Source organism: Mycobacterium sp. (assembly GCF_035623875.1).
In the GTDB taxonomy this organism is placed as follows: Bacteria; Actinomycetota; Actinomycetes; order Mycobacteriales; family Mycobacteriaceae; genus Mycobacterium.
The window spans coordinates 22,719-41,146 of record NZ_DASPSP010000153.1; the positions used below are offsets into that span (position 1 = coordinate 22,719).

General features: G+C 64.7%; 17 protein-coding genes and 1 pseudogene. 7 read left to right on the forward strand and 11 right to left on the reverse strand.

What is annotated here, in order from left to right:
* Nucleotides 1–25: 25 nt before the first annotated feature.
* Entirely contained in the window at nucleotides 26–730 is a 705-nt protein-coding gene (locus VEI45_RS12410) for a DUF2334 domain-containing protein (protein ID WP_324853542.1), read from the reverse strand.
* A 79-nt stretch (nucleotides 731–809) separates the two neighbouring features.
* A complete protein-coding gene (locus VEI45_RS12415; RefSeq protein ID WP_324853544.1) occupies nucleotides 810–1,298 on the reverse strand; it encodes a glutathione peroxidase in 489 nt (162 codons plus the stop codon).
* Between the two features lie 152 nt (nucleotides 1,299–1,450).
* On the opposite strand from VEI45_RS12415, the gene VEI45_RS12420 reads away from it, so the two are divergent.
* On the forward strand, nucleotides 1,451–3,040 hold the full coding sequence (locus tag VEI45_RS12420; RefSeq protein ID WP_414687465.1) for a DHA2 family efflux MFS transporter permease subunit: 1,590 nt from the start codon (nucleotides 1,451–1,453) through the stop codon (nucleotides 3,038–3,040).
* Here VEI45_RS12420 and VEI45_RS12425 read toward each other — a convergent pair.
* Nucleotides 3,037–3,612, reverse strand: a complete 576-nt coding sequence (locus tag VEI45_RS12425; protein ID WP_324853545.1) for a TetR/AcrR family transcriptional regulator — start codon at nucleotides 3,610–3,612, stop codon at nucleotides 3,037–3,039. The genes VEI45_RS12420 and VEI45_RS12425 overlap by 4 nt on opposite strands.
* Before the next feature lie 92 nt (nucleotides 3,613–3,704).
* Between VEI45_RS12425 and VEI45_RS12430 the strand changes: the two genes are divergently transcribed.
* Complete coding sequence (locus VEI45_RS12430) at nucleotides 3,705–4,151, forward strand: hypothetical protein (protein WP_324853548.1); 447 nt, start codon at nucleotides 3,705–3,707, stop codon at nucleotides 4,149–4,151.
* Here VEI45_RS12430 and VEI45_RS12435 read toward each other — a convergent pair.
* Together VEI45_RS12435 and VEI45_RS12440 are read right to left on the reverse strand one after the other, a co-directional pair.
* The gene (locus tag VEI45_RS12435) at nucleotides 4,080–6,227 is read right to left on the reverse strand and encodes a S9 family peptidase (RefSeq protein WP_324853550.1); all 2,148 of its coding nucleotides are present in this window, start codon (nucleotides 6,225–6,227) and stop codon (nucleotides 4,080–4,082) included. The two genes, VEI45_RS12430 and VEI45_RS12435, sit on opposite strands and share 72 nt — an antisense overlap.
* Nucleotides 6,224–7,117, reverse strand: coding sequence for a phosphoribosylaminoimidazolesuccinocarboxamide synthase (locus VEI45_RS12440; protein ID WP_324853552.1), 894 nt, complete (start codon nucleotides 7,115–7,117; stop codon nucleotides 6,224–6,226). The genes VEI45_RS12435 and VEI45_RS12440 overlap by 4 nt, the downstream gene beginning before the upstream one ends.
* Before the next feature lie 64 nt (nucleotides 7,118–7,181).
* On the opposite strand from VEI45_RS12440, the gene VEI45_RS12445 reads away from it, so the two are divergent.
* Complete coding sequence (locus tag VEI45_RS12445) at nucleotides 7,182–7,802, forward strand: hypothetical protein (protein WP_324853554.1); 621 nt, start codon at nucleotides 7,182–7,184, stop codon at nucleotides 7,800–7,802.
* A 62-nt stretch (nucleotides 7,803–7,864) separates the two neighbouring features.
* On the opposite strand, the gene acs is transcribed toward VEI45_RS12445, so the two are convergent.
* The 3 genes from acs to purB form a co-directional block, all read right to left on the reverse strand.
* Nucleotides 7,865–9,832: an acetate--CoA ligase gene (acs, locus tag VEI45_RS12450; protein WP_324853556.1), complete on the reverse strand. Its 1,968-nt coding sequence runs from the start codon at nucleotides 9,830–9,832 to the stop codon at nucleotides 7,865–7,867.
* A 254-nt stretch (nucleotides 9,833–10,086) separates the two neighbouring features.
* Nucleotides 10,087–11,334, reverse strand: coding sequence for a cytochrome P450 (locus tag VEI45_RS12455; protein WP_324853558.1), 1,248 nt, complete (start codon nucleotides 11,332–11,334; stop codon nucleotides 10,087–10,089).
* The gene (gene purB / locus VEI45_RS12460) at nucleotides 11,331–12,749 is read right to left on the reverse strand and encodes an adenylosuccinate lyase (protein WP_324853560.1); all 1,419 of its coding nucleotides are present in this window, start codon (nucleotides 12,747–12,749) and stop codon (nucleotides 11,331–11,333) included. Before purB ends, VEI45_RS12455 begins: the two co-directional genes overlap by 4 nt.
* Nucleotides 12,750–12,803: 54 nt before the next feature.
* On the opposite strand from purB, the gene VEI45_RS12465 reads away from it, so the two are divergent.
* Nucleotides 12,804–13,661, forward strand: coding sequence for a DUF429 domain-containing protein (locus VEI45_RS12465; protein WP_324853562.1), 858 nt, complete (start codon nucleotides 12,804–12,806; stop codon nucleotides 13,659–13,661).
* A gap of 100 nt (nucleotides 13,662–13,761) precedes the next feature.
* Here the strand turns inward: VEI45_RS12465 and VEI45_RS12470 are convergent, their stop codons facing one another.
* A complete protein-coding gene (locus VEI45_RS12470; protein WP_324853564.1) occupies nucleotides 13,762–14,382 on the reverse strand; it encodes a TetR/AcrR family transcriptional regulator in 621 nt (206 codons plus the stop codon).
* A 123-nt stretch (nucleotides 14,383–14,505) separates the two neighbouring features.
* Here VEI45_RS12470 and VEI45_RS12475 point away from each other — a divergent pair, with 123 nt between their 5' ends.
* On the forward strand, nucleotides 14,506–15,405 hold the full coding sequence (locus VEI45_RS12475; RefSeq protein ID WP_324853566.1) for an alpha/beta hydrolase-fold protein: 900 nt from the start codon (nucleotides 14,506–14,508) through the stop codon (nucleotides 15,403–15,405).
* A 65-nt stretch (nucleotides 15,406–15,470) separates the two neighbouring features.
* Nucleotides 15,471–16,169, forward strand: coding sequence for a TetR/AcrR family transcriptional regulator C-terminal domain-containing protein (locus VEI45_RS12480; protein ID WP_324853568.1), 699 nt, complete (start codon nucleotides 15,471–15,473; stop codon nucleotides 16,167–16,169).
* Here VEI45_RS12480 and VEI45_RS12485 read toward each other — a convergent pair.
* Nucleotides 16,166–17,341, reverse strand: coding sequence for a thiolase family protein (locus tag VEI45_RS12485; RefSeq protein ID WP_324853570.1), 1,176 nt, complete (start codon nucleotides 17,339–17,341; stop codon nucleotides 16,166–16,168). The two genes, VEI45_RS12480 and VEI45_RS12485, sit on opposite strands and share 4 nt — an antisense overlap.
* Nucleotides 17,342–17,508: 167 nt before the next feature.
* Between VEI45_RS12485 and VEI45_RS12490 the strand changes: the two are divergent.
* Nucleotides 17,509–17,877 (forward strand): annotated as a pseudogene (locus VEI45_RS12490) (LysR family transcriptional regulator substrate-binding protein); the annotation flags it as partial.
* Between the two features lie 3 nt (nucleotides 17,878–17,880).
* Here VEI45_RS12490 and VEI45_RS12495 read toward each other — a convergent pair.
* Nucleotides 17,881–18,428: thiamine pyrophosphate-dependent enzyme (locus VEI45_RS12495; RefSeq protein ID WP_324853572.1), on the reverse strand; the 548-nt coding region annotated here is incomplete at its 5' end.

The window sequence follows — 18,428 nt, forward strand, 5'->3', positions numbered from 1 at the left end:
CGCTACACAGTAGCGACCCGGGACGTCAGGCTGCGTCGAGAACCGTCTGATCAGCCCGCCACTCATACACGCTGGGGGCACAGGCTTGCAGCAATGCCAGGTCCACCGCGTCGAGCATCGCTTGCAGCGGCCCGGGCTTGCGCAGGTGATGTGCTGCGACCGCGACCCTGACGATGCCGTCACGGCGGGCTACCCGCTCCGCGGACAGCACCAGCATCCGGCACCACCACGGCTCGGCCAGGAAACCTTCCCCGATGCCTAACACCCGTGCCCGCACCGTCGTCTGCCGGACCAAGTCGGTGATTCCATGCAGATCGGCTAGGAGTCGAAACCCGTTGTGCGGCAGAGCCTTGACCGTACCGGGTGACGCCGTCCAACCCGGCGGCGCAAACAGCCGGGTGCGCAGCCCGAGATGCTCGAGCACTCGGTCGGCGGCCATCAGCCGCAGGTTGGCCTCATGCATGGGCAGCGCCGCGAACTCGCCGCGTCGTTTCTTGGTGGCGGCCTGGTCATAGCCGTTCAGCAGGATCGGGTCACCGGCGGCGCGCCGGTCGGCGAGCCACTCGACGGTGTGCGGGTCACGGTCGAGCCGGTAGCCGCCTTTGAGCCGCGGGGCCACCAGCAATGACACCGGCACCGCCCGGGTGTCCATCTGTGCGCAGAACTCAGCGACGTCATCCAACGTGCGTTCACAGATCCCGGAGACCGAGACGATCAATTTTCCAGACACATCACAATTTTGACGATGCCAGGTGTCCAAATGGTGACATACACACGGACAACAAACGTCGATCCGGCCCTGCGACCAGCTAATTCGGTAGTGCAGCCTCGATTGCGGCAATAACCTCCGGCGCATCGGGGACCGTCCGTGGACGAAATCGGTTGACCACTTTTCCACCGGGCGCGATCAGAAACTTTTCGAAGTTCCATTGCACGTCACCGGCCTGCCCATCCGCGTCGGGCGTCTTGGTCAGTTCTGCATAAAGCGGGTGCCGGCCAGGCCCATTGACCTCGGTTTTTGCTAACAGCGGAAACGTCACGCCGTAGGTGGTGGAACAAAAGGTTTGGATTTCTTCGGCGGTGCCGGGTTCTTGGCCCATGAATTGATTGCACGGAACTCCAAGGACCGTGAGGCCCCGGTCGCCGTAATCCCGCGCAAGCTGTTCTAGCGCAGCGTACTGCGGGGTCAGGCCACATTTGGACGCCACGTTGACCAGCAAAACTGCGTGGTCGCTGTAGTCGGCCAGCGACGTCGGCCGGCCGTCGAGTGAGGTCAAAGCGATATCGGTCACGGTCATACCCGGCCACGCTACCCCTATCGCATCCAGCGCAAAGTATGTTGGTCAGCTAGCTAGTTTCTCGTTAGGCTGATTCCGTGGTCCATCGCTCCGACACCCCGCGCTCCTCTGAACCGGCGAGGCCGGGTACGGGAACCACCGTTGACGGGGTTGTGTTGCCGGACGCGCCGATCAAGCCGGTAGCCGACGACCGAGCCGATTATCCGGACACCCTCGATGTCGGCCTGCTGCGCATCGCCGGTGTCTGCATTCTTGCCTCGGTGATGGCGATCCTGGACACCACGGTCGTCAGCGTGGCACAACGCACGTTCATCGCGGAGTTCGGATCCACTCAGGCCATTGTCGCCTGGACGATGACCGGCTATACACTCGCGCTCGCCACCGTGATCCCGCTGGCCGGTTGGGCAGCTGATCGGTTCGGTACCAAGCGGCTGTTCATGGGCTCGGTTTTGTGGTTCACGTTGGGTTCGCTGCTGTGTGCAATGGCATCAAATATCACGGCGCTCATCGCTTTTCGAGTAATACAGGGACTCGGCGGCGGGATGCTGATGCCGCTGACTTTCATCATCTTGACGCGCGAGGCAGGTCCGCGTCGGCTCGGCCGGTTGATGGCGGTGCTGGGGATCCCGATGCTTTTGGGCCCGATGTGCGGGCCGGTGCTGGGCGGCTGGCTGATTGACGCCTACAGCTGGCAGTGGATTTTCCGGATCAACCTGCCGCTTGGGGTGATCGTGTTAATCCTTGCCGCAGTGGTGTTCCCCAAGGATCGCCCGACGCCGTCGGAGACGTTCGACTTCACCGGTATGGCCCTGCTGTCGCCGGGGTTGGCGACGCTGTTGTTTGGAATATCCTCGGTCCCCCGGCACGGCACGTTCGCCGATGACCATGTGTGGATACCGGCGGCCGTAGGCCTGAGCTTGATCGCCGCGTTCGTCGTCCATGCCCTGAACCGCGCCCAGCACCCGCTCATTGACCTTCGGCTTTTCACGAATCGAGTGGTGACGCTGGCTAACTTGTCGATGTTCTTATTCGCCGTCGGTTTCTTCGGCGTCGCACTGTTATACCCCAGCTACTTTCAACAGCTGTTGCATCAGACGCCACTGCAATCCGGGCTGCATCTGATCCCGCAAGGGCTCGGCGCGATGGCGACAATGCCGCTCGCCGGAACCTTGATGGACAAACGCGGACCGCGGAACGTCTTGCTGGTCGGTATCGCGCTGGTCAGTATCGGCTTGACCGTGTTCGCTTACGGCGCATGGAAACAAGCCGGGTACCTACCAATCCTGCTGGTCGGGTTGGTGATTACCGGCATGGGTTTGGGTTGCACGATGACGCCGCTGTCCGGAGCGGCGGTGCAGACCTTGGCCCCGCATCAGGTAGCACGTGGGTCGACGCTGATCAGCGTCAATCATCACGTCGCCGGTTCGGTTGGCACCGCACTGATGTCGGTGATGCTGACCAATCAGTTCAACCGCAGCGAAAGCATCGCCACTGCAAATACACTCGGTATCCTGCGCGGGAAAGCTGATAGGCACGGGACGCCGATTCATTCGTCTGTGCCTCCGCCCCACGCACTTTCCGCCGATTTCACCAGCCGGCTGATGCACGACCTCGCGCATGCCTACACACTCGTCATCGTGGTGGCCATCGTCCTGGTTGCGTTAACGCTTGTGCCGACAGCGTTTCTGCCGAAGAAGCCGCCGTTGCCGGTGCGCCACCAGACGCCGGTGCCGGCCTACTAGCCTGGCGACAAGTCTTCGAAGAGCATCGTCGCTATCCGCTCGGCGGTCGTCATCGGGTCAGTCGCCTTGATGCGCGCGTTCACCGCGTCGTTGAGCCAGAGCATCGAAAACCCGTGCACCAGTGACCAAGCCGCCAGCTCGGCACCGGCCGGATCCGCCTTAGCGTGCTGGTCCGGCAGCGACGCCACGCCGCGCGACAGCTCGGCGCCGGCAGCCGCCTGGGCATCGGCCAGGTCGCGGTTCGATGGATCGACCAGCGACTTGTCGAACATCACCCGGTAGTGGCCTGGATGCGCGATGGCAAACCGCACGTACGCCAGCGCAGCATCCAGGAACCGGGGCCGGGCCCCCGCGAGGGCCGCGGCCAACAATTCGAACCCTTGCGCGGCAAGCGCGGTGAACAAGCCGCGCCGATCAGTGAAGTGGTGGGCCGGCGCGGCGTGTGACACCCCCGCCTCCCGCGCCAACTCGCGCAGTGACACCCGGTCGGCGCCGCGCTCATCGACAAGACGTGCGGCCTCGGTCAAGATCGCGGCCCGCAGGTCTCCGTGATGGTAGGTCGGACGAGTCATAGCGCCAGCATAACGGATAAACTTGACAGTGCCTAGTTCAACCCTTATGCTCGCCAGACAGAACTTGTCGGTGTCTAGATTGGAGGGTTGAAATGGCTCCGCTGATCACCTTGCTGGCGGGAAGCATCGTGGCCCGGACCGCGGGCTGGGCCGGTGTCCACTATGTCGACACCTGGATCAAAGCGATTGCGGTCGGCCTGGCCGCGATGTTCGTTCTGACCGGTGTGGCGCACTTCGCCCCACCGCTCCGCGCCGCCTTGGTCGCGATCGTGCCTCCGCGGCTGCCGGCGCCCGGCCTGCTGGTGACTCTCACCGGCGTGTTGGAGTTCCTCGGCGCCGTCGGACTGTTGGTTCCGACCACTCGCGTCGCTGCGGCCGTTTGCCTGCTGCTGCTGATGCTGGCGATGTTCCCGGCCAACATCTACGCGGCGCGGATGCCCAATCCGCCCAAGTCGATGACGACGCAGCTACCCCTGCGCACCGCTGAGGAGATCGTCTACCTGGCCGCTGCCGTAGTGGTCGCGATCGGCGGCAGCTAGCAGCCAGGCGTACTGGTAGGCCACTTCTTTCCAGCGCTCGTAGCGCCCACTGATACCACCATGGCCGGCGGTCATCTGGGTCTTTAACAGCACCGGATTACCGTCGGCTTTGGTGTGCCGCAGGGCCGCTACCCATTTCGCGGGCTCGACGTAATGGACCCTGGTGTCGTTCAGCGAGGTCATCGCCAGGATGGGCGGATACTTCTGGGCGGCGACGTTCTCGTACGGCGAATACGATTTCATGTAATGGTAAACATCGCTGTTGCTCAACGGGTTTCCCCACTCGTCCCACTCGGTGACGGTCAGCGGTAGCGACGGGTCCAGAATTGTCGTGAGCGGGTCGACGAACGGAACTTGCGCCAGAATCCCGGCGAACAGATCGGGGGCCATGTTGGCCACCGCACCCATGAGCAGCCCACCGGCGCTGCCGCCCAGGGCCACCAGCTGCTGCGGTCGGGTCAGTCCAGAGTCCACCAGATGGTTCGCGACCGCGACGAAGTCGGCGAACGTGTTCTTCTTCTCCAGCAGCTTGCCGTGCTCGTACCACAGCCGACCCATCTCGCCGCCGCCGCGGACATGCGCGACGACAAACGTCATGCCACGGTCCAGCAGCGACAGCCGGGCGATGGAAAAACGCGGATCCTCACAGATCTCGTATGCGCCGTAACCGTAAACAAGTGCCGGAGCCGGGAATTCAACGTTGGCTCGGTGCACGATCGAGATGGGAATCCGGCTTCCGTCGGCCGCGTAGGCCCAATCTCGGCGTTCGACGTAGTCCTCGCGCCGGTAGTCGCCGAGCACCGGCTGCTCGCGCAACAGCGTGCGCTCGCCGGTGACCAGATCCAGGTCGTAGATCTGCACCGGGGTGACAAACGATGCTGCGCCGATGCGGAGCCTGGGTGAGTCCCAATTCGGGTTGGCGCCAAGGCCGACCGACATCAGCTCAGAGTCGAACGAGATCTCCTCGGGCTGTCCATAGTCGGGACCATCAATGGGCCACAATTGAATTCGCGGCAACGCCTCACCGCGGTAGCTGACCACCAGATGTCCGGCGAACGCGTCCACGGCGTCCAGCCGCACGTCGTCGCGGTGGGGGATCAGCGTGCGCTGGGTGCCGGGGTCATCGGCAGGTGCCTCCACGAGCGTGAAGTTCACCGCACCGTCGTTGTGCAGGATCAGAAACCGGTTCTGCCCGTTGACGATTGCGTGCTCCACCGAATACTCGAGACCGTCGCGCCGGGGCAGCACGGTGACGAACTCGGCATCCGGGTCGGCGGCGTCCGCGTAGCGGACTTCCGAGGTAATGGCCGACGCCGACACGATGAGCACGTAGGCGTCGCTGCGGGTCCGACCGGCCGCAAGCCAGAACCGCTCATCGGCTTCGTGATACACCTTCTCCGCGGGCAGGCCCGAGGCGAGTCGGTGCCGCCACACAGTATCGGGGCGCCAAGCCGCGTCGACGGTCACGTAGTAGACGGTTCGATTGTCGGTAGCCCAGGTCGCCCCGGCGCCAATGCCGACAATCTCGTCCGGGTATTGTTCCCCCGTGCGCAGGTCCCTGAACCGCAACGTATAGCGTTCATCACCGACCACGTCGACGGAGTACGCCAGCACATTGCCGTCAGGGCTGACGCTGGCGGCGCCCAGTGCGAAGTAGTCATGCCCCTCGGCTTCGACGTTCTCGTCGAGCAATATCTGCTCACCGGGGATCTCGGTGTGCTCGTCGAAGATCGGTGGGTTCCAATCGGCCGGATCGGCTACTGGGCAACGGCATTGGATGCCGTATTGCTTGCCTTCAAAGCTGCGGGCGTAATACCACCAGTTGTCCCGCCGGATCGGTACCGATAGGTCGGTTTCCTTGGTGCGTGCCTTGATCTCGTCGAAAATCCGCTGCCGCAACGGCTCGAGCTGGGCGGTCGTCTGATCGGCGTACTCGTTCTCGGCTTCCAGATACGCGATGACCTCGGGACTGGACTTGTCGCGCAGCCATTCATACGGGTCGACGAACACGTCACCGTGAAATTCCCGTCTACTCTCCACCCGCTTGGCGACGGGAGGTGCCCCGAGGTCGCTCATGCGCCAGGCCCGATCCAGTCGTCGAAGCGCAATCCGGAAATCCGTTCGTAGGCCTCGACGTAACGCGCACGCGTGGCGTCGATGATGCTCTCGGGCAGCGGCGGCGGGGGCTTCGGTCCCGAGCGGTCCCAGCCGGAGTCGGGGCCGGTCAGCCAGTTACGGACGAACTGCTTGTCGAAACTGGCCTGCACCTCGCCGGCGCGGTAATCGGCGGCCGGCCAGTAGCGCGACGAATCGGGGGTGAAAATTTCGTCGGCCAGCACCAAGTTCTCGTGCGCGTCGATACCGAACTCGAATTTGGTGTCGGCGATGATGATTCCTCTTCTCAGCGCATGGTCGGCCGCCTGTACATAGGTCTGCACAGTACGGTCGCGCAATTGGTTGGCGCGAACCCCACCGACCATCTGGATCACTTGTGCGAATGAAATGTTCTCGTCGTGTTGTCCCAGTTCGGCTTTCGTCGCCGGCGTGAACAGGGGTGTGGAGAACCTGCTGGCCTCGACCAGGCCCGGGGGTAGTGCGATGCCACAGACTTTCCCGGTCTGCTGGTAATCCAGTAATCCCGAGCCGGTCAGGTAGCCGCGGGCGACGCACTCCACCGGAACCATCTTCAGCTCTCGCACCACCAGTGCGCGGCCAAGGACCTCGTCGGGGATGCGGGGATCGTCCGGTGGCCCGGCAAGGTGGTTGGGCGCCTCGACGAGGTCGAAGAAGAACACGCTCATCGCGGTCAAAATCCGACCTTTGTCGGGAATCACGCTGTCGAGCACATAGTCGAACGCTGAGATCCGGTCGGTGGCGACGAACAGCAAGTGATCGTCATCGATGCGATACAACTCTCGGACCTTGCCGCTGGCCAGGTGCCGATAGTCGGACAGTGCGGGACGCATCGGGTCAGCCTAGCGGGCCGGTAAATGCCAACCTGCAGACCGACCGTGTGTTGGGATCGGGGCTATGAAATCGCGGTATCTGCCATACGCCACTACTCCGGGCCGACTGTTGGCTCAATTGTTCAGCGATGTCGTCGTTGTCATTTGGACATTCATTTGGGTGCTCGTCGGCCTGGCCGTCCACAGCGCGGTCTCTAGCATCGCCGCGGTGGGTCGACAGGTCCAAGGCGGCGCGGGTGGTGTCGCCGACAGCCTCAAGTCGGCCGGCCATGGTGCCGATAGCATCCCACTGGTCGGTGACACGGTGAGCAAGCCACTCACCGCGGCCAGTAAGGCCGCTCTCGACATCGCCGGCGCCGGGCACGACCTGGACACCACCGCCACCTGGCTCGCGGTGGTGCTGGCATTGGCCGTCGCTGCACCGCCGGCCATGGCGGTGGTGATGCCCTGGTTGGTGCTGCGCATCCGGTTCTTCCGACGCAAATGGACCGTCAGCACGCTCGCCGCCACACCAGCCGGCGGACAGCTGCTGGCGCTGCGGGCATTGGCCAACCGGCCGCTGCGCAGGCTGACTGCCGTCAGCCCCGACCCGGTCGGTGCATGGCGCGTTGCGGATCCTGGCGCCATCCGGGGACTGGCCGCCCTCGAGCTGAGGTCCGCGGGAGTAGCGATCCGCCCGCGCTAACACTCGGCGATCGGCAAGACCCCGCCCATCACCCGCTTGACCAACCTCCCTGGGCAGTACACCTAGTCCTCGGCCTTGCTGGCCCGAATCGCCTCGAATACGCCAGGATCGACCAACGTCGAGGTGTCGCCGAGTTTGCGGCCGTCAGCCACGTCGCGCAACAACCGGCGCATGATCTTGCCGCTGCGAGTCTTCGGCAGTTCGGGTACCACGTGGATCTCTTTCGGCTTGGCGATCGGCGAGATCTCGCGGGCGACCTCGGCACGCAGTTCCTCGACCATCTGGTGGCGCGGCAAGTCGACCGCGCTGGACTCCAGGATGACGAACGCACAAATGGCCTGCCCGGTCTGCTCGTCGGCGGCCCCCACCACCGCAGCCTCGGCCACGTGGGCGTGGCCCACCAGGGCGGACTCGACCTCAGCGGTCGAGATACGGTGGCCCGACACATTCATCACATCGTCGATCCGGCCCAGTACCCAGATGTTGCCGTCGGCGTCGTAGCGTGCGCTGTCGCCGGCGAAATACCAGCCCTGCTCGCCGAACCGCGACCAGTAGGCCTTTTTGAACTGCTCAGGATCCCGCCAGACGCCGCGCGGCATTGACGGCCACGGCTTGTCCAGCACCAGGTAGCCGCTGGCCTGCTCACCGTAGTCGGTGCCGGGTGGCAGCTGTTCGCCGTGGTCGTCGACGATCTTCGCCGAGACGCCCGGCAGCGGTGTCATCGCCGACCCGGGCCTGGTCGCCGTAACACCCGGCAGCGGCGAAATCATGATGGCGCCGGTCTCGGTCTGCCACCAGGTGTCCACGATCGGAGTCTTGTTCGCGCCGAAGACTTCGCGATACCAGCGCCACGCCTCCGGGTTTATCGGCTCACCGACCGAGCCCAGGAGACGCAGCGTGGATAGATCGTGGGCGTCGGGAATCGCGCGTCCCAGCCTCATAAAGGTGCGAACCAGCGTGGGTGCGGTGTAATAGATTGTCACACCGTATTTCTCGATCACTTCGAAGTGGCGGTGCTCGGTCGGCGAGGTTGGCGTGCCTTCATAGACCACCTGAGTGACACAGTTCGACAATGGACCGTAGACGATGTAGGTGTGCCCGGTCACCCAGCCGATGTCGGCCGTGCACCAGTAGACGTCCGTCTCGGGCTTGACGTCGAAGACGTTGAAGTGTGTGTAGGACGCCTGGGTCAGATATCCGCCGGTGGTGTGCATGATGCCCTTGGGCTTTCCGGTCGTGCCCGACGTATAGAGGACGAACAGCGGGTGCTCGGAATCGAAAGCTTTCGCGGTGTGCTGGACCGAGGCCTTGTCCACCGTCTGGTCCCACCACAGGTCGCGGGCTTCAGTCCAGGCAACGCCGATCCCGGTGCGGCGCACTACCAGAACGTGCTCTACGCATCCCAGTCCCGAAAGTGCTTCGTCGACAGCATCTTTGAGCGGAGCGGCCTTGCCGCGGCGGTACTGGCCGTCGCTGGTGATCACCAGTCTGGCCTCGACGTCCTCGATCCGCGCGCGCAGCGCCGAGGCGGAAAACCCCGCGAAGACGACGCTGTGCACGACCCCGAGCCGTGCGCATGCCAGCATCGCCACGATCGCCTCGGGCACCATCGGCAGGTAAATGATGACTCGGTCGCCCGCGACCAGTCCGAGGTCGGTGAGTACATTGGCGGCCCTACAGACCTCGTCCTTCAATTGGGCGTAGGTCAGCGTTCGATTGTCGCCGACCGGCTCACCCTCCCAGTGGATTGCGACCCGGGCACCGTTACCGGCCTCGACGTGCCGGTCGACGCAGTTGTAGGCGACGTTGAGGGTGCCGCCGATGAACCACTTCGCGAACGGCGCTTCCGACCAGTCGAGCACGTCGGTGAACGGCGCTTCCCAGCACAATCGCTGGGCCTGTTCCGCCCAGAACGCTAGCCGGTCCGCTCGCGCCCGCTCGTACAGATCCGTCGTTGCGTTGGCGTGCTCGACGAAATCGGCTGGCGGCGTGACCGATTCGTAGTGGGCAAGTTCGGTTGTGGTGTCCAATTGTCTTGCCGTTCTCCCGCGATGGTAACCGGTAGTCGATTGCAGTTCGTCGTGGCACTCCCGATTCGGTAAGCGTGGCTCAGGCTAACTGGATCCGAGCTCACCAGATAGGGACCTTCGGCCCCTATGACCACCCGATGCCGGAACTGCCGGCATTGGCTGATTTAGGCGTAGTTCTACCGCCAGAGCGCGAGCAAGATCCCGGTCGCCGTTCCTGCGGCGAAACCGTCGGCTCGGTCGGATGATCAATGCTGTCAGACGAGTTCCACGACTAGGTGCCGGATGCCGGTATGCCGGTTGCTGCGCGTCCATTCGACGGGCCGCATAACCCGTACGACGTGGAAACGCGACAACAGTTCGTCGAACAGCACTCGCAGTTCCAGTCGGGCCAGATTGGCGCCCAGGCAGTAGTGCACGCCTTGACCGAAACCTAGATGTGGATTGGGCTTTCGGGTGATGTCGAACTCGTCGGCGCGGTCGAAGACGCTGGCGTCGCGGTTGGCCGAGCCTTCCCAGATCTGTACCTTCTGTCCCGCCTCGACCGAGGCTCCGCCGAGCGCGACGTTTCGTGTGGCGGTGCGACGTTTGGACGGCGACGGTGACGTCCACCGGACCATCTCTTCGACGGCCGTGGGTAGCAGGTCCAGATCCTCACGCAGCGCGCGCAATTGATCGGGATGTTCCGCCAACGCCAGCAGCCCACCGGCCACCGCGTTGCGGGTCGTCTCCGCACCGGCACTGAACAGCAGACTGAAGAACAGATACAGCTCGAGATCGGACATGGCCGGCGCGGCAGGATCGTCCAAATCATCCAGCTTTGCGTTGGCAACCACCGACAACATATCGTCGGTCGGCCGGGCACGCTTCGACGCGATCAGCTCCTGGCCGTAGGTGTACATCCGCGACCCGGCCTCTTCTGCCGACATCTGCGCAAGCGAGGCCTTACGCGATCCGCCGAAGTCGAACTGTGGCTCGATGGCCTCGAAGAGCCAATGCCGTTCGGATTCCGGCACTCCCAGCAGGATGCAGATCATCTGCATCGGCAGTTCGGCGGCGATGTCAACCAGAAAGTCGAACGGTTCGCCGGGCGCCACCGCATCCAGCAGCCGACGCGTCCGGGCCCGAAGATCGTCCTCGACGCGGCGGATCATCCGCGGCGTCAGGCCGGAGCTGACGAGTCGCCGAATCTGCGAGTGCCGCGGATCGTCCATCATGTTGAGCACCTGGCCCGCGATTGCAAGGTCCTGCAACAGCGTCCCGCCGAACGGCCGTTCGCCGCCGGTGACTGACGAGAAGGTCACCGGATCCTTCAGCACGGCAAGCGTTTCCGCATACGTGGAAACGGACCAGAAGCCCTCACCGTCGGGTGTGTGCTCGGTCGGCTCGTGCCAGTACACCGGGGCTTCGCGCCGATGGACAGCGAACAATTCGTGCGGAAATCCGTTGGCGAAGTTGTCCAGATCGGTGAAGTCGATCCCCGAAACGGCGCCGGCGAGGGTCATAGGATCGCACCCGGCGTGTACTTGGCCGCGTCCGGGTAGCGGGCGACCAGCGCGTCGACCGCCGCAACCACCCCGTCGACTTGGTCGCCGGCGGCCCCGATGAATGCCTCCTTATCGGCCAGCGCGGTGTTCAGCGCCGCCCGGTCCAGCGGCAGTCGCGGATCGGCGGCCAGCCGGTCGAGCAGGTCGGGCTCGGCGCCGCGTTCGCGCATCGCCAGTGCGGTCGCCACCGCGTGTTCTTTGATCACCTCGTGGGCGGCCTCACGGCCCATCCCGGCCCGCACCGCTGCGATCAGGACCTTGGTGGTGGCCAGGAACGGCAGGTAGCGGTCCAGCTCGCGCGCGATCACCGCCGGGTAAACGCCGAATTCGTCGAGCACGGTCAACATCGTCTCGATCAGCCCGTCGACGGCGAAGAAACTGTCCGGCAACGCAACTCGGCGCACCACCGAGCAGAAGACATCCCCTTCGTTCCACTGCGCACCGGCCAATTCCGCGGCCATCGAAGCGTAGCCGCGCAGCACCACCTGCAACCCGTTGACTCGCTCGCAACTGCGGGTGTTCATTTTGTGCGGCATCGCCGACGAGCCGACTTGGCCCGGCGCAAAACCCTCGGTGACCAGGTCGTGGCCGGCCATCAGCCGGATGGTGTGTGCCAGTGAGGACGGCCCAGCGCCCAGCTGCACCAGAGCGGACACCACTTCGTGGTCGAGCGAACGCGGATATACCTGTCCGACACTGGTCAAAACCGTTGTGAATCCAAGGAAGTCGGCAATGCGTCGTTCGAGTTCAGCCAGCTTCGCCACGTCGCCGCCGAACAAGTCGAGCATGTCCTGGGCGGTGCCCATCGGGCCTTTGATGCCGCGCAGCGGGTAGCGGTCGATCAATTCCCGCAGTCTGGTCAACGCCAGCAGGGTCTCCTGCGCCGCCGAGGCGAACCGCTTCCCCAACGTGGTGGCCTGTGCTGCGACGTTGTGGCTGCGTCCGGCCATCACCAGGTCGCGGTAGGTCGCCGCACGCTCGGCCAGTCGGGCCACCACAGCCACGCCATGGGCGAACACCAATTCCAGCGACCGGCGAACCTGCAGCTGCTCGACGTTTTCGGTCAGGTCGCGGCTGGTCATGCCCTTGTGCACCTGCTCATGGCCGGCCAGCGCGTTGAATTCCTCGATGCGGGCCTTGACGTCGTGGCGCAGCACCCGCTCGCGGGCGGCGATCGAAGCCAGGTCGACATCATCGAGCACCCGTTCGTAGTCGGCGACAGCGGCGTCGGGGACCTCGACCCCCAATTCCGTCTGCGCCCGCAGCACCGCCAGCCATAGCCGCCGCTCGGCGACGACTTTGGCCTCCGGCGACCAGATCGCCACCATCTCGGCGCTGGCGTAGCGGTTGGCCAGCACGTTCAGGATTGTCACAAACACACAGCTTAACGGCGCCGCAAGGCGCGCGGATCAGGCACAGTAGGCCCCATGCACTTCGTTGGGCTCGATCTCGCCTGGGGCGAGAAAAACAGCACCGGTGTCGCGGCCATCGATTCCGATGGCCGGCTGCTGCACGTCGGTGCCGCACAGGACGACGCGAGCATCGAAGCGGCGGTGTCGCCTTATGTCAGCAACGACTGCCTGGTGGCCATCGACGCGCCGCTGATCGTGAAGAATCCGACCGGGCACCGGCCGTGCGAGGTGGCGCTCAACCACGACTTTCACCGGTTCGAGGCGGGAGCGCGCCCGGCGTTTGCGGAGAAGCCCGAATTCAACGATCCGCGCGGCGCCCGGATAGCGACGGCTTTGACGCTCAACATGGATCCACTATCGAGGTCGCCACGACGGGCAATAGAGGTGTATCCACACCCGGCGACCATCGTATTGTTCGGCTTGGAGAAGACGCTGAAGTACAAGAGGGGACCTTTCGAGGTTCGTCAGCGTGAGCTGCTGCAGTTGATGACGCTGATTGAGGGACTCGACAAGGCAACACCGCGGCTGCGGGTGAACCACAACGTGTCTTGGGTCGAACTGCGGAGGCGGGTGGCCGCCGCTACTCGACCGGGACAGCTCGACAGAGACGAAGATCCCGTCGACGCCGTGCTTTGCGCCTACGTCGCGCTGTATTGGTATCACCGGCCGGAAGATGTGACCCTCTATGGCGACTTCGCGACCGGGTACATCGTCACGCCGACTCTTCCACCGGATCTGGCGCCCGCGCCGCGTCGTCGTCCAGCCTCACAGCCGGACACCGAAGAATTACGTGAGCGGCTCGCGCACCTTGCGGCGCTCCTCGACGAAGCGCAACGCGAGTTGACCGTGATCCGCCGACAGCTCGACCATTAGCCCGCCGACGATGCACGCCGGAACGGCGTGAGGTGGGGGCACCCCCAGCCGCGCAGCGGCGAGGGGACAAGGCGGGCAATCGAGCATTAGCCCGGCGACGTCAAATCTGTATGCTGCGCTGGTCGAACGGTGCCAACGAGTCGATGACATCGATCACAGTCGCCCGCGCGACGGTGCGGGGATCCTCGCAGTCGTCGACCAAGGCAGAAACCACCGCGCCATCGACTGTGCAAATCAACGCCGAGACCAGCTCCAGGCGCGCCGAGCGTCCCGACCGCTCGATCACCTCGGCGATAGCGTCGGTCCGGTGACGCAGGTTGCGGCGCTGGATGTCGCGCAATGCGGGCTGGCGGGCACAGGCGATGTAGCGCTCATAGCGCGAAATCAGCTGCTCGGTCAGGGGCGGGCCGGATTCATTGCCGACGAGCAGGTCGACCAGCAGGTCCGCGGTTGTCTCTGACCCGCGGCGCCGGCGGGACAGGGTTGCGACCTGGGCCCGCAGCTGCGCCACCTCCAGCATCCCGATATGGGCGACTGCGCTGGCAATCAGGTCATCGAGACTAGAGAAGTAGTAGGTGGTCGAAGCCAGCGGAAGGCCCGCGCGGCGTGCCACGGCACGGTGACGGACTGCCTCGAATCCGCCTTCGCACAACAGCTCGGCGGCAGCGCTGACCAGCGCGTACCGTCGCCGTTCCCCCTTAGGAGTGACAGCTGCAGTCACCTAGGACATGCTGCCAGTCAGCCTGGTGCCGCATTGCCCTTTCCGACAAACGCCAGGTCCGATGTGGCACCTGCAGCCGCACAGCGACGATGGGGCGTTGAGTGGCGCTTTAAGATTGCCCGCATGCCAGATCTGAGTCGTCGTGCCGTGTTGCGCCTTGGCGCCGGCGCGGCGATGGGAGCACTGGGCGCCTATGCGCTGGATAGGTTGCCGCCCGCGCGGACCCCGCTCACGGCGCCGGTGACGATGGCAGGCACCGGCGTTCCGCTGGCGCCGCGCCCGCCGCTGGACCCGGCCCCTGCGCCGGTCGCGGCCCCAACGATGGTGACCGGCTCGTTCGTGTCGGCGGCGCGCGGCGGAATAGCCACCAACTGGGCGATCGCCCGGCCGCCGGGTCAAACCAAACCCCTGCGACCGGTAATTGCGCTGCACGGCAAGGGAAGTAGCGCGGCCACCGTGATGGACGGCGGCGTCGAACAGGGCCTGGCCCAAGCGGTCGCTGCCGGCCTGCCGCCGTTTGCAGTGGTCGCCGTCGACGGTGGCGGAAGTTATTGGCACAAAAGGGCTTCCGGCGAGGATTCCGGCGCGATGGTGTTGAACGAGCTCATCCCGATGCTGGACACCAAGGGCCTCGATACCTCCCGGGTCGCTTTTCTGGGCTGGTCGATGGGCGGTTACGGCGCACTGTTGCTCGGTGGCCGGCTCGGAGCGCCGCGCACCGCCGCGATCTGCGCGGTGAGCCCGGCGCTGTGGCTGTCGTCAGGGGCCGCCGCGCCGGGCGCGTTCGACGGCCCAAACGATTTCGCGGCCAACTCGGTATCCGGGATGCCCGCGCTGGCGTCCATCCCGATCAGGGTGGACTGCGGCAACAGCGATCCGTTCTACGGGGCGACAAAGCAGTTCGTGGCTCAGCTGCCCAACCCGCCGTCGGGCGGGTTCTCGCCCGGCGGGCACGACGCATCGTTCTGGAGCTCTCAGCTGCCCGCCGAATTGACCTGGATGGCACCGCTGCTGGGAGCCTAAACCATTACCACAAGCCTTACGATATTTGATACGATAGCCCGTTCGAACTATCGGAGGTCATCGAATTGGCGAGGCAGGCAGTCGCAGACAAGCGGCAGCGGCGTCAACGTGGATCGATCAGCGTCGACGAAATCATCAATGGCGCGTTCGAAGTAGCCAAGGACGTATCGGTTGACGGCTTGAGCATGCCGCTGCTGGCCAAGCACCTCGATGTCGGTGTGACGAGCATCTACTGGTACTTCCGGAAGAAGGACGATCTGCTCAACGCGATGACCGATCGCGCACTGGGCCAGTACGATTTCGCGACACCATTCGTCGAAGGCCAGGATTGGCAGGAGTCGCTGCGCAATCACGCTCGAAAAATGCGCCAGACCTTCCGCAGTAATCCGATCCTCTGCGATCTGATCCTGATCCGCGGGACCTTCGGCCGGGAGGCGACGCAAGCCGCCTTCCAGAAACTCGAGATGGCGGTCGCCACCCTGGTGGAGGCGGGCCTATCGCCCGAGGATGCGTTCGACACCTACGCCAGCATCTCGGTTCACACCCAAGGCGCGGCAGTGCTGGAACGGCTGCAAGACCGATCCGGCGGGGCTCAACCGTACCGGCGCAGCGGAACTTCGGTCATCGACCCCGAGACCATGCCGCTGATCGCCGAACTGACCGACAAAGGTCACCGGATCGGCGTCGCCGACGACATCAACTTCGAGTACGGCCTCAATTGCATTCTCGAGCACGCAAGCCGGCTCCTCGCCGCGCGTCGCTAGACCTCGACGACGACGGCGCCGCCCTGGCCGCCGCCCGCACACATCGCTGCCACACCGATCCCGCCGCCGCGCCGGCTCAATTCGTGCACCAGCGTGGTGAGCATCCGGGCGCCGGAGGCTGCGATGGGGTGGCCCAAGCTGCACCCACTGCCATAGACGTTGACCCGGTCCTCGTCGAGCCCATACTCGCGGCATGCCGCGATCGGCACCGAGGCGAACGCCTCATTGATCTCCCACAGCGTTACGTCGCTGGCAGCCAGACCGGCCCGATCCAGCACCTTGCCGATCACCTTCACCGCGCCCAGACCGGTGTCCCGCGGTTCGACGCCGGCGGCGGCCCATGTCTTGACCGAGCCCAGCACCGCGAGCCCGGCAGATCGGGCGAAGTCGTCGTCGGCCAGCGTCAGCGCGGCGGCCGCGTCGTTCGTACCGCTGCTGTTGCCGGCGGTGATGGAAAACCCGTCGATCTCCGGGTGCAGCACTTTCAGCGACGCCAGCTTCTCCATGCTGGTGTCGCGGCGCGGGTGTTCGTCAACGCTGAAGTCCACCAGCGCATCATCGGGGCCTTGAATTTTCAGCGGGACGATCTCATCGAGGAAAGCGCCGCTGTCGATCGCAGCGATGGCGCGTTGGTGCGACCGCAACGCCCAGGCATCCATCTCTTCGCGGCTGATCCCGACTGCCTGGGCGGTGTTCCACCCCACCGTGATCGACATGTCGCGGGTCGGCGCGTCGGGTGCCTCCACATGGGTGGGCGGGAGCCACTGGTCTTGGAACTCCAGGGTCGGCCCCGGGATGCGCTGCTTCATCAGCGGAGTCATCGACAGCGACTGCACTCCGCCGCCGACGACGACATGCTCGACGCCGGCGCCGATCTGCGCAGCCGCGTTGGCTACCGCGGTGAGGCTGCCGGCACAATGCCGGTTGACGGCCTGGCCGGGTACAGAAACCATGCCCGAGGCGGCCGCCGCGTAACGCGCCAGATCGCCTCCGCCGTAGTGGGATTCGGCGAAGATGACATCGTCGATGGCTGGCGTCTCGACTCCGGATCGTCGAACCGCTTCTTGCAGGATGGTGGTTGCGAGGATCTCGGGGGGAGTGTTGACCAACGAGCCCTTGAACGACGTCCCGATGGCGGTCCGGACAGCACTGACGATGACGGGCTTGGGCATGGGGTCTACCTTCGGGATTCGGGAGGACTTTAGAAAGTCCGCTGAGACGGCAATCGTATCAGCTACCGTAGCGACGACGATATCGGGTGCATGCTGGCCGTAGGGCACGCTGAGACACTTGGGTCCCGCACCCGTCCACACGGAGAAGCCGATTTTTTTTCCGTCAGGCGCAGCTGCCGCTGGCTTTGCTGACACCGGACATGCGGGAAAGGCAGGTCATCGACGCAGCCCCGGCCGATTACGCCATCACCGTCAGCCCGCAAGTTGAGACAGATTCGGTCGCTTCGCCGTTGGCGCAGGTCGCTACCGGTGACTGGGCATGCATCATTCCACACACCTGGCTGTGGACCAGCCTGATGGCCGTAACATCCGCGTGGTTGAACTCGTCGATCCAGTCCTCAAGGCGCAGGTCGCCGTCGCCACCAGCTCTGCCGAGCCGGGCTCGCCGGTGGCCCGCGCTTTTTCGGCATGCGCGCAAAAGTTGTCGGAACGAGTTTTTCGACGTTCGGTTGCTCGGAATTGCCGGGCGGCGTTGAGGATTACCCGCTAGCGGCAGCGCTTTTCGGGTTGAGGCTGGTCAGGTGTCCGCTCTCCACACCCGCGGCTGGGTCGAGTTCGCAATCCACGATCGCCGGCCCCTTCGATGCCAGCGCGTCGGTCAGGGCGGATTGCAGTTCGGCAGCAGTGCTGACGTGATAACCCTTGCCGCCGAAGGCCTCAGCGATCAACTCGTGGCGGGCATGCGGACTCAGCACGGTCGGCGCTGGCTCCGTGCCGGAGGCCTCGTCACCCCGGTAGACGCCGCCGTTGTTGAGGATGACGACGGTGATCGGTAGCCGGTAGCGGCAGATCGTCTCGAATTCCATGCCGCTGAAGCCAAAGGCGCTGTCACCCTCGATTGCCACCACCGGTTGGCCGGTTTCGACCGCGGCAGCGATGGCGTAGCCCATGCCGATGCCCATCACACCCCAAGTTCCGCTGTCGAGCCGGTGGCGCGGCAGCTGCATGTCGATGACGTTGCGGGCGATGTCCAACGCGTTGGCACCCTCGTTGACTAGATACACTTCCGGATGCTGTTGCAGCACAT

What these genes read in the sequence shown, in the direction of transcription:
- VEI45_RS12415 (WP_324853544.1), bottom strand. Translation starts at nt 1,298, where the DNA reads ATGACCGTGACCGATATCGCTTTGACCTCACTCGACGGCCGGCCGACG.
- VEI45_RS12425 (WP_324853545.1), bottom strand. Translation starts at nt 3,612, where the DNA reads ATGACTCGTCCGACCTACCATCACGGAGACCTGCGGGCCGCGATCTTG.
- VEI45_RS12430 (WP_324853548.1), top strand. Translation starts at nt 3,705, where the DNA reads ATGGCTCCGCTGATCACCTTGCTGGCGGGAAGCATCGTGGCCCGGACC.
- VEI45_RS12435 (WP_324853550.1), bottom strand. Translation starts at nt 6,227, where the DNA reads ATGAGCGACCTCGGGGCACCTCCCGTCGCCAAGCGGGTGGAGAGTAGA.
- VEI45_RS12440 (WP_324853552.1), bottom strand. Translation starts at nt 7,117, where the DNA reads ATGCGTCCCGCACTGTCCGACTATCGGCACCTGGCCAGCGGCAAGGTC.
- VEI45_RS12445 (WP_324853554.1), top strand. Translation starts at nt 7,182, where the DNA reads ATGAAATCGCGGTATCTGCCATACGCCACTACTCCGGGCCGACTGTTG.
- VEI45_RS12455 (WP_324853558.1), bottom strand. Translation starts at nt 11,334, where the DNA reads ATGACCCTCGCCGGCGCCGTTTCGGGGATCGACTTCACCGATCTGGAC.
- VEI45_RS12465 (WP_324853562.1), top strand. Translation starts at nt 12,804, where the DNA reads ATGCACTTCGTTGGGCTCGATCTCGCCTGGGGCGAGAAAAACAGCACC.
- VEI45_RS12475 (WP_324853566.1), top strand. Translation starts at nt 14,506, where the DNA reads ATGCCAGATCTGAGTCGTCGTGCCGTGTTGCGCCTTGGCGCCGGCGCG.
- VEI45_RS12485 (WP_324853570.1), bottom strand. Translation starts at nt 17,341, where the DNA reads ATGCCCAAGCCCGTCATCGTCAGTGCTGTCCGGACCGCCATCGGGACG.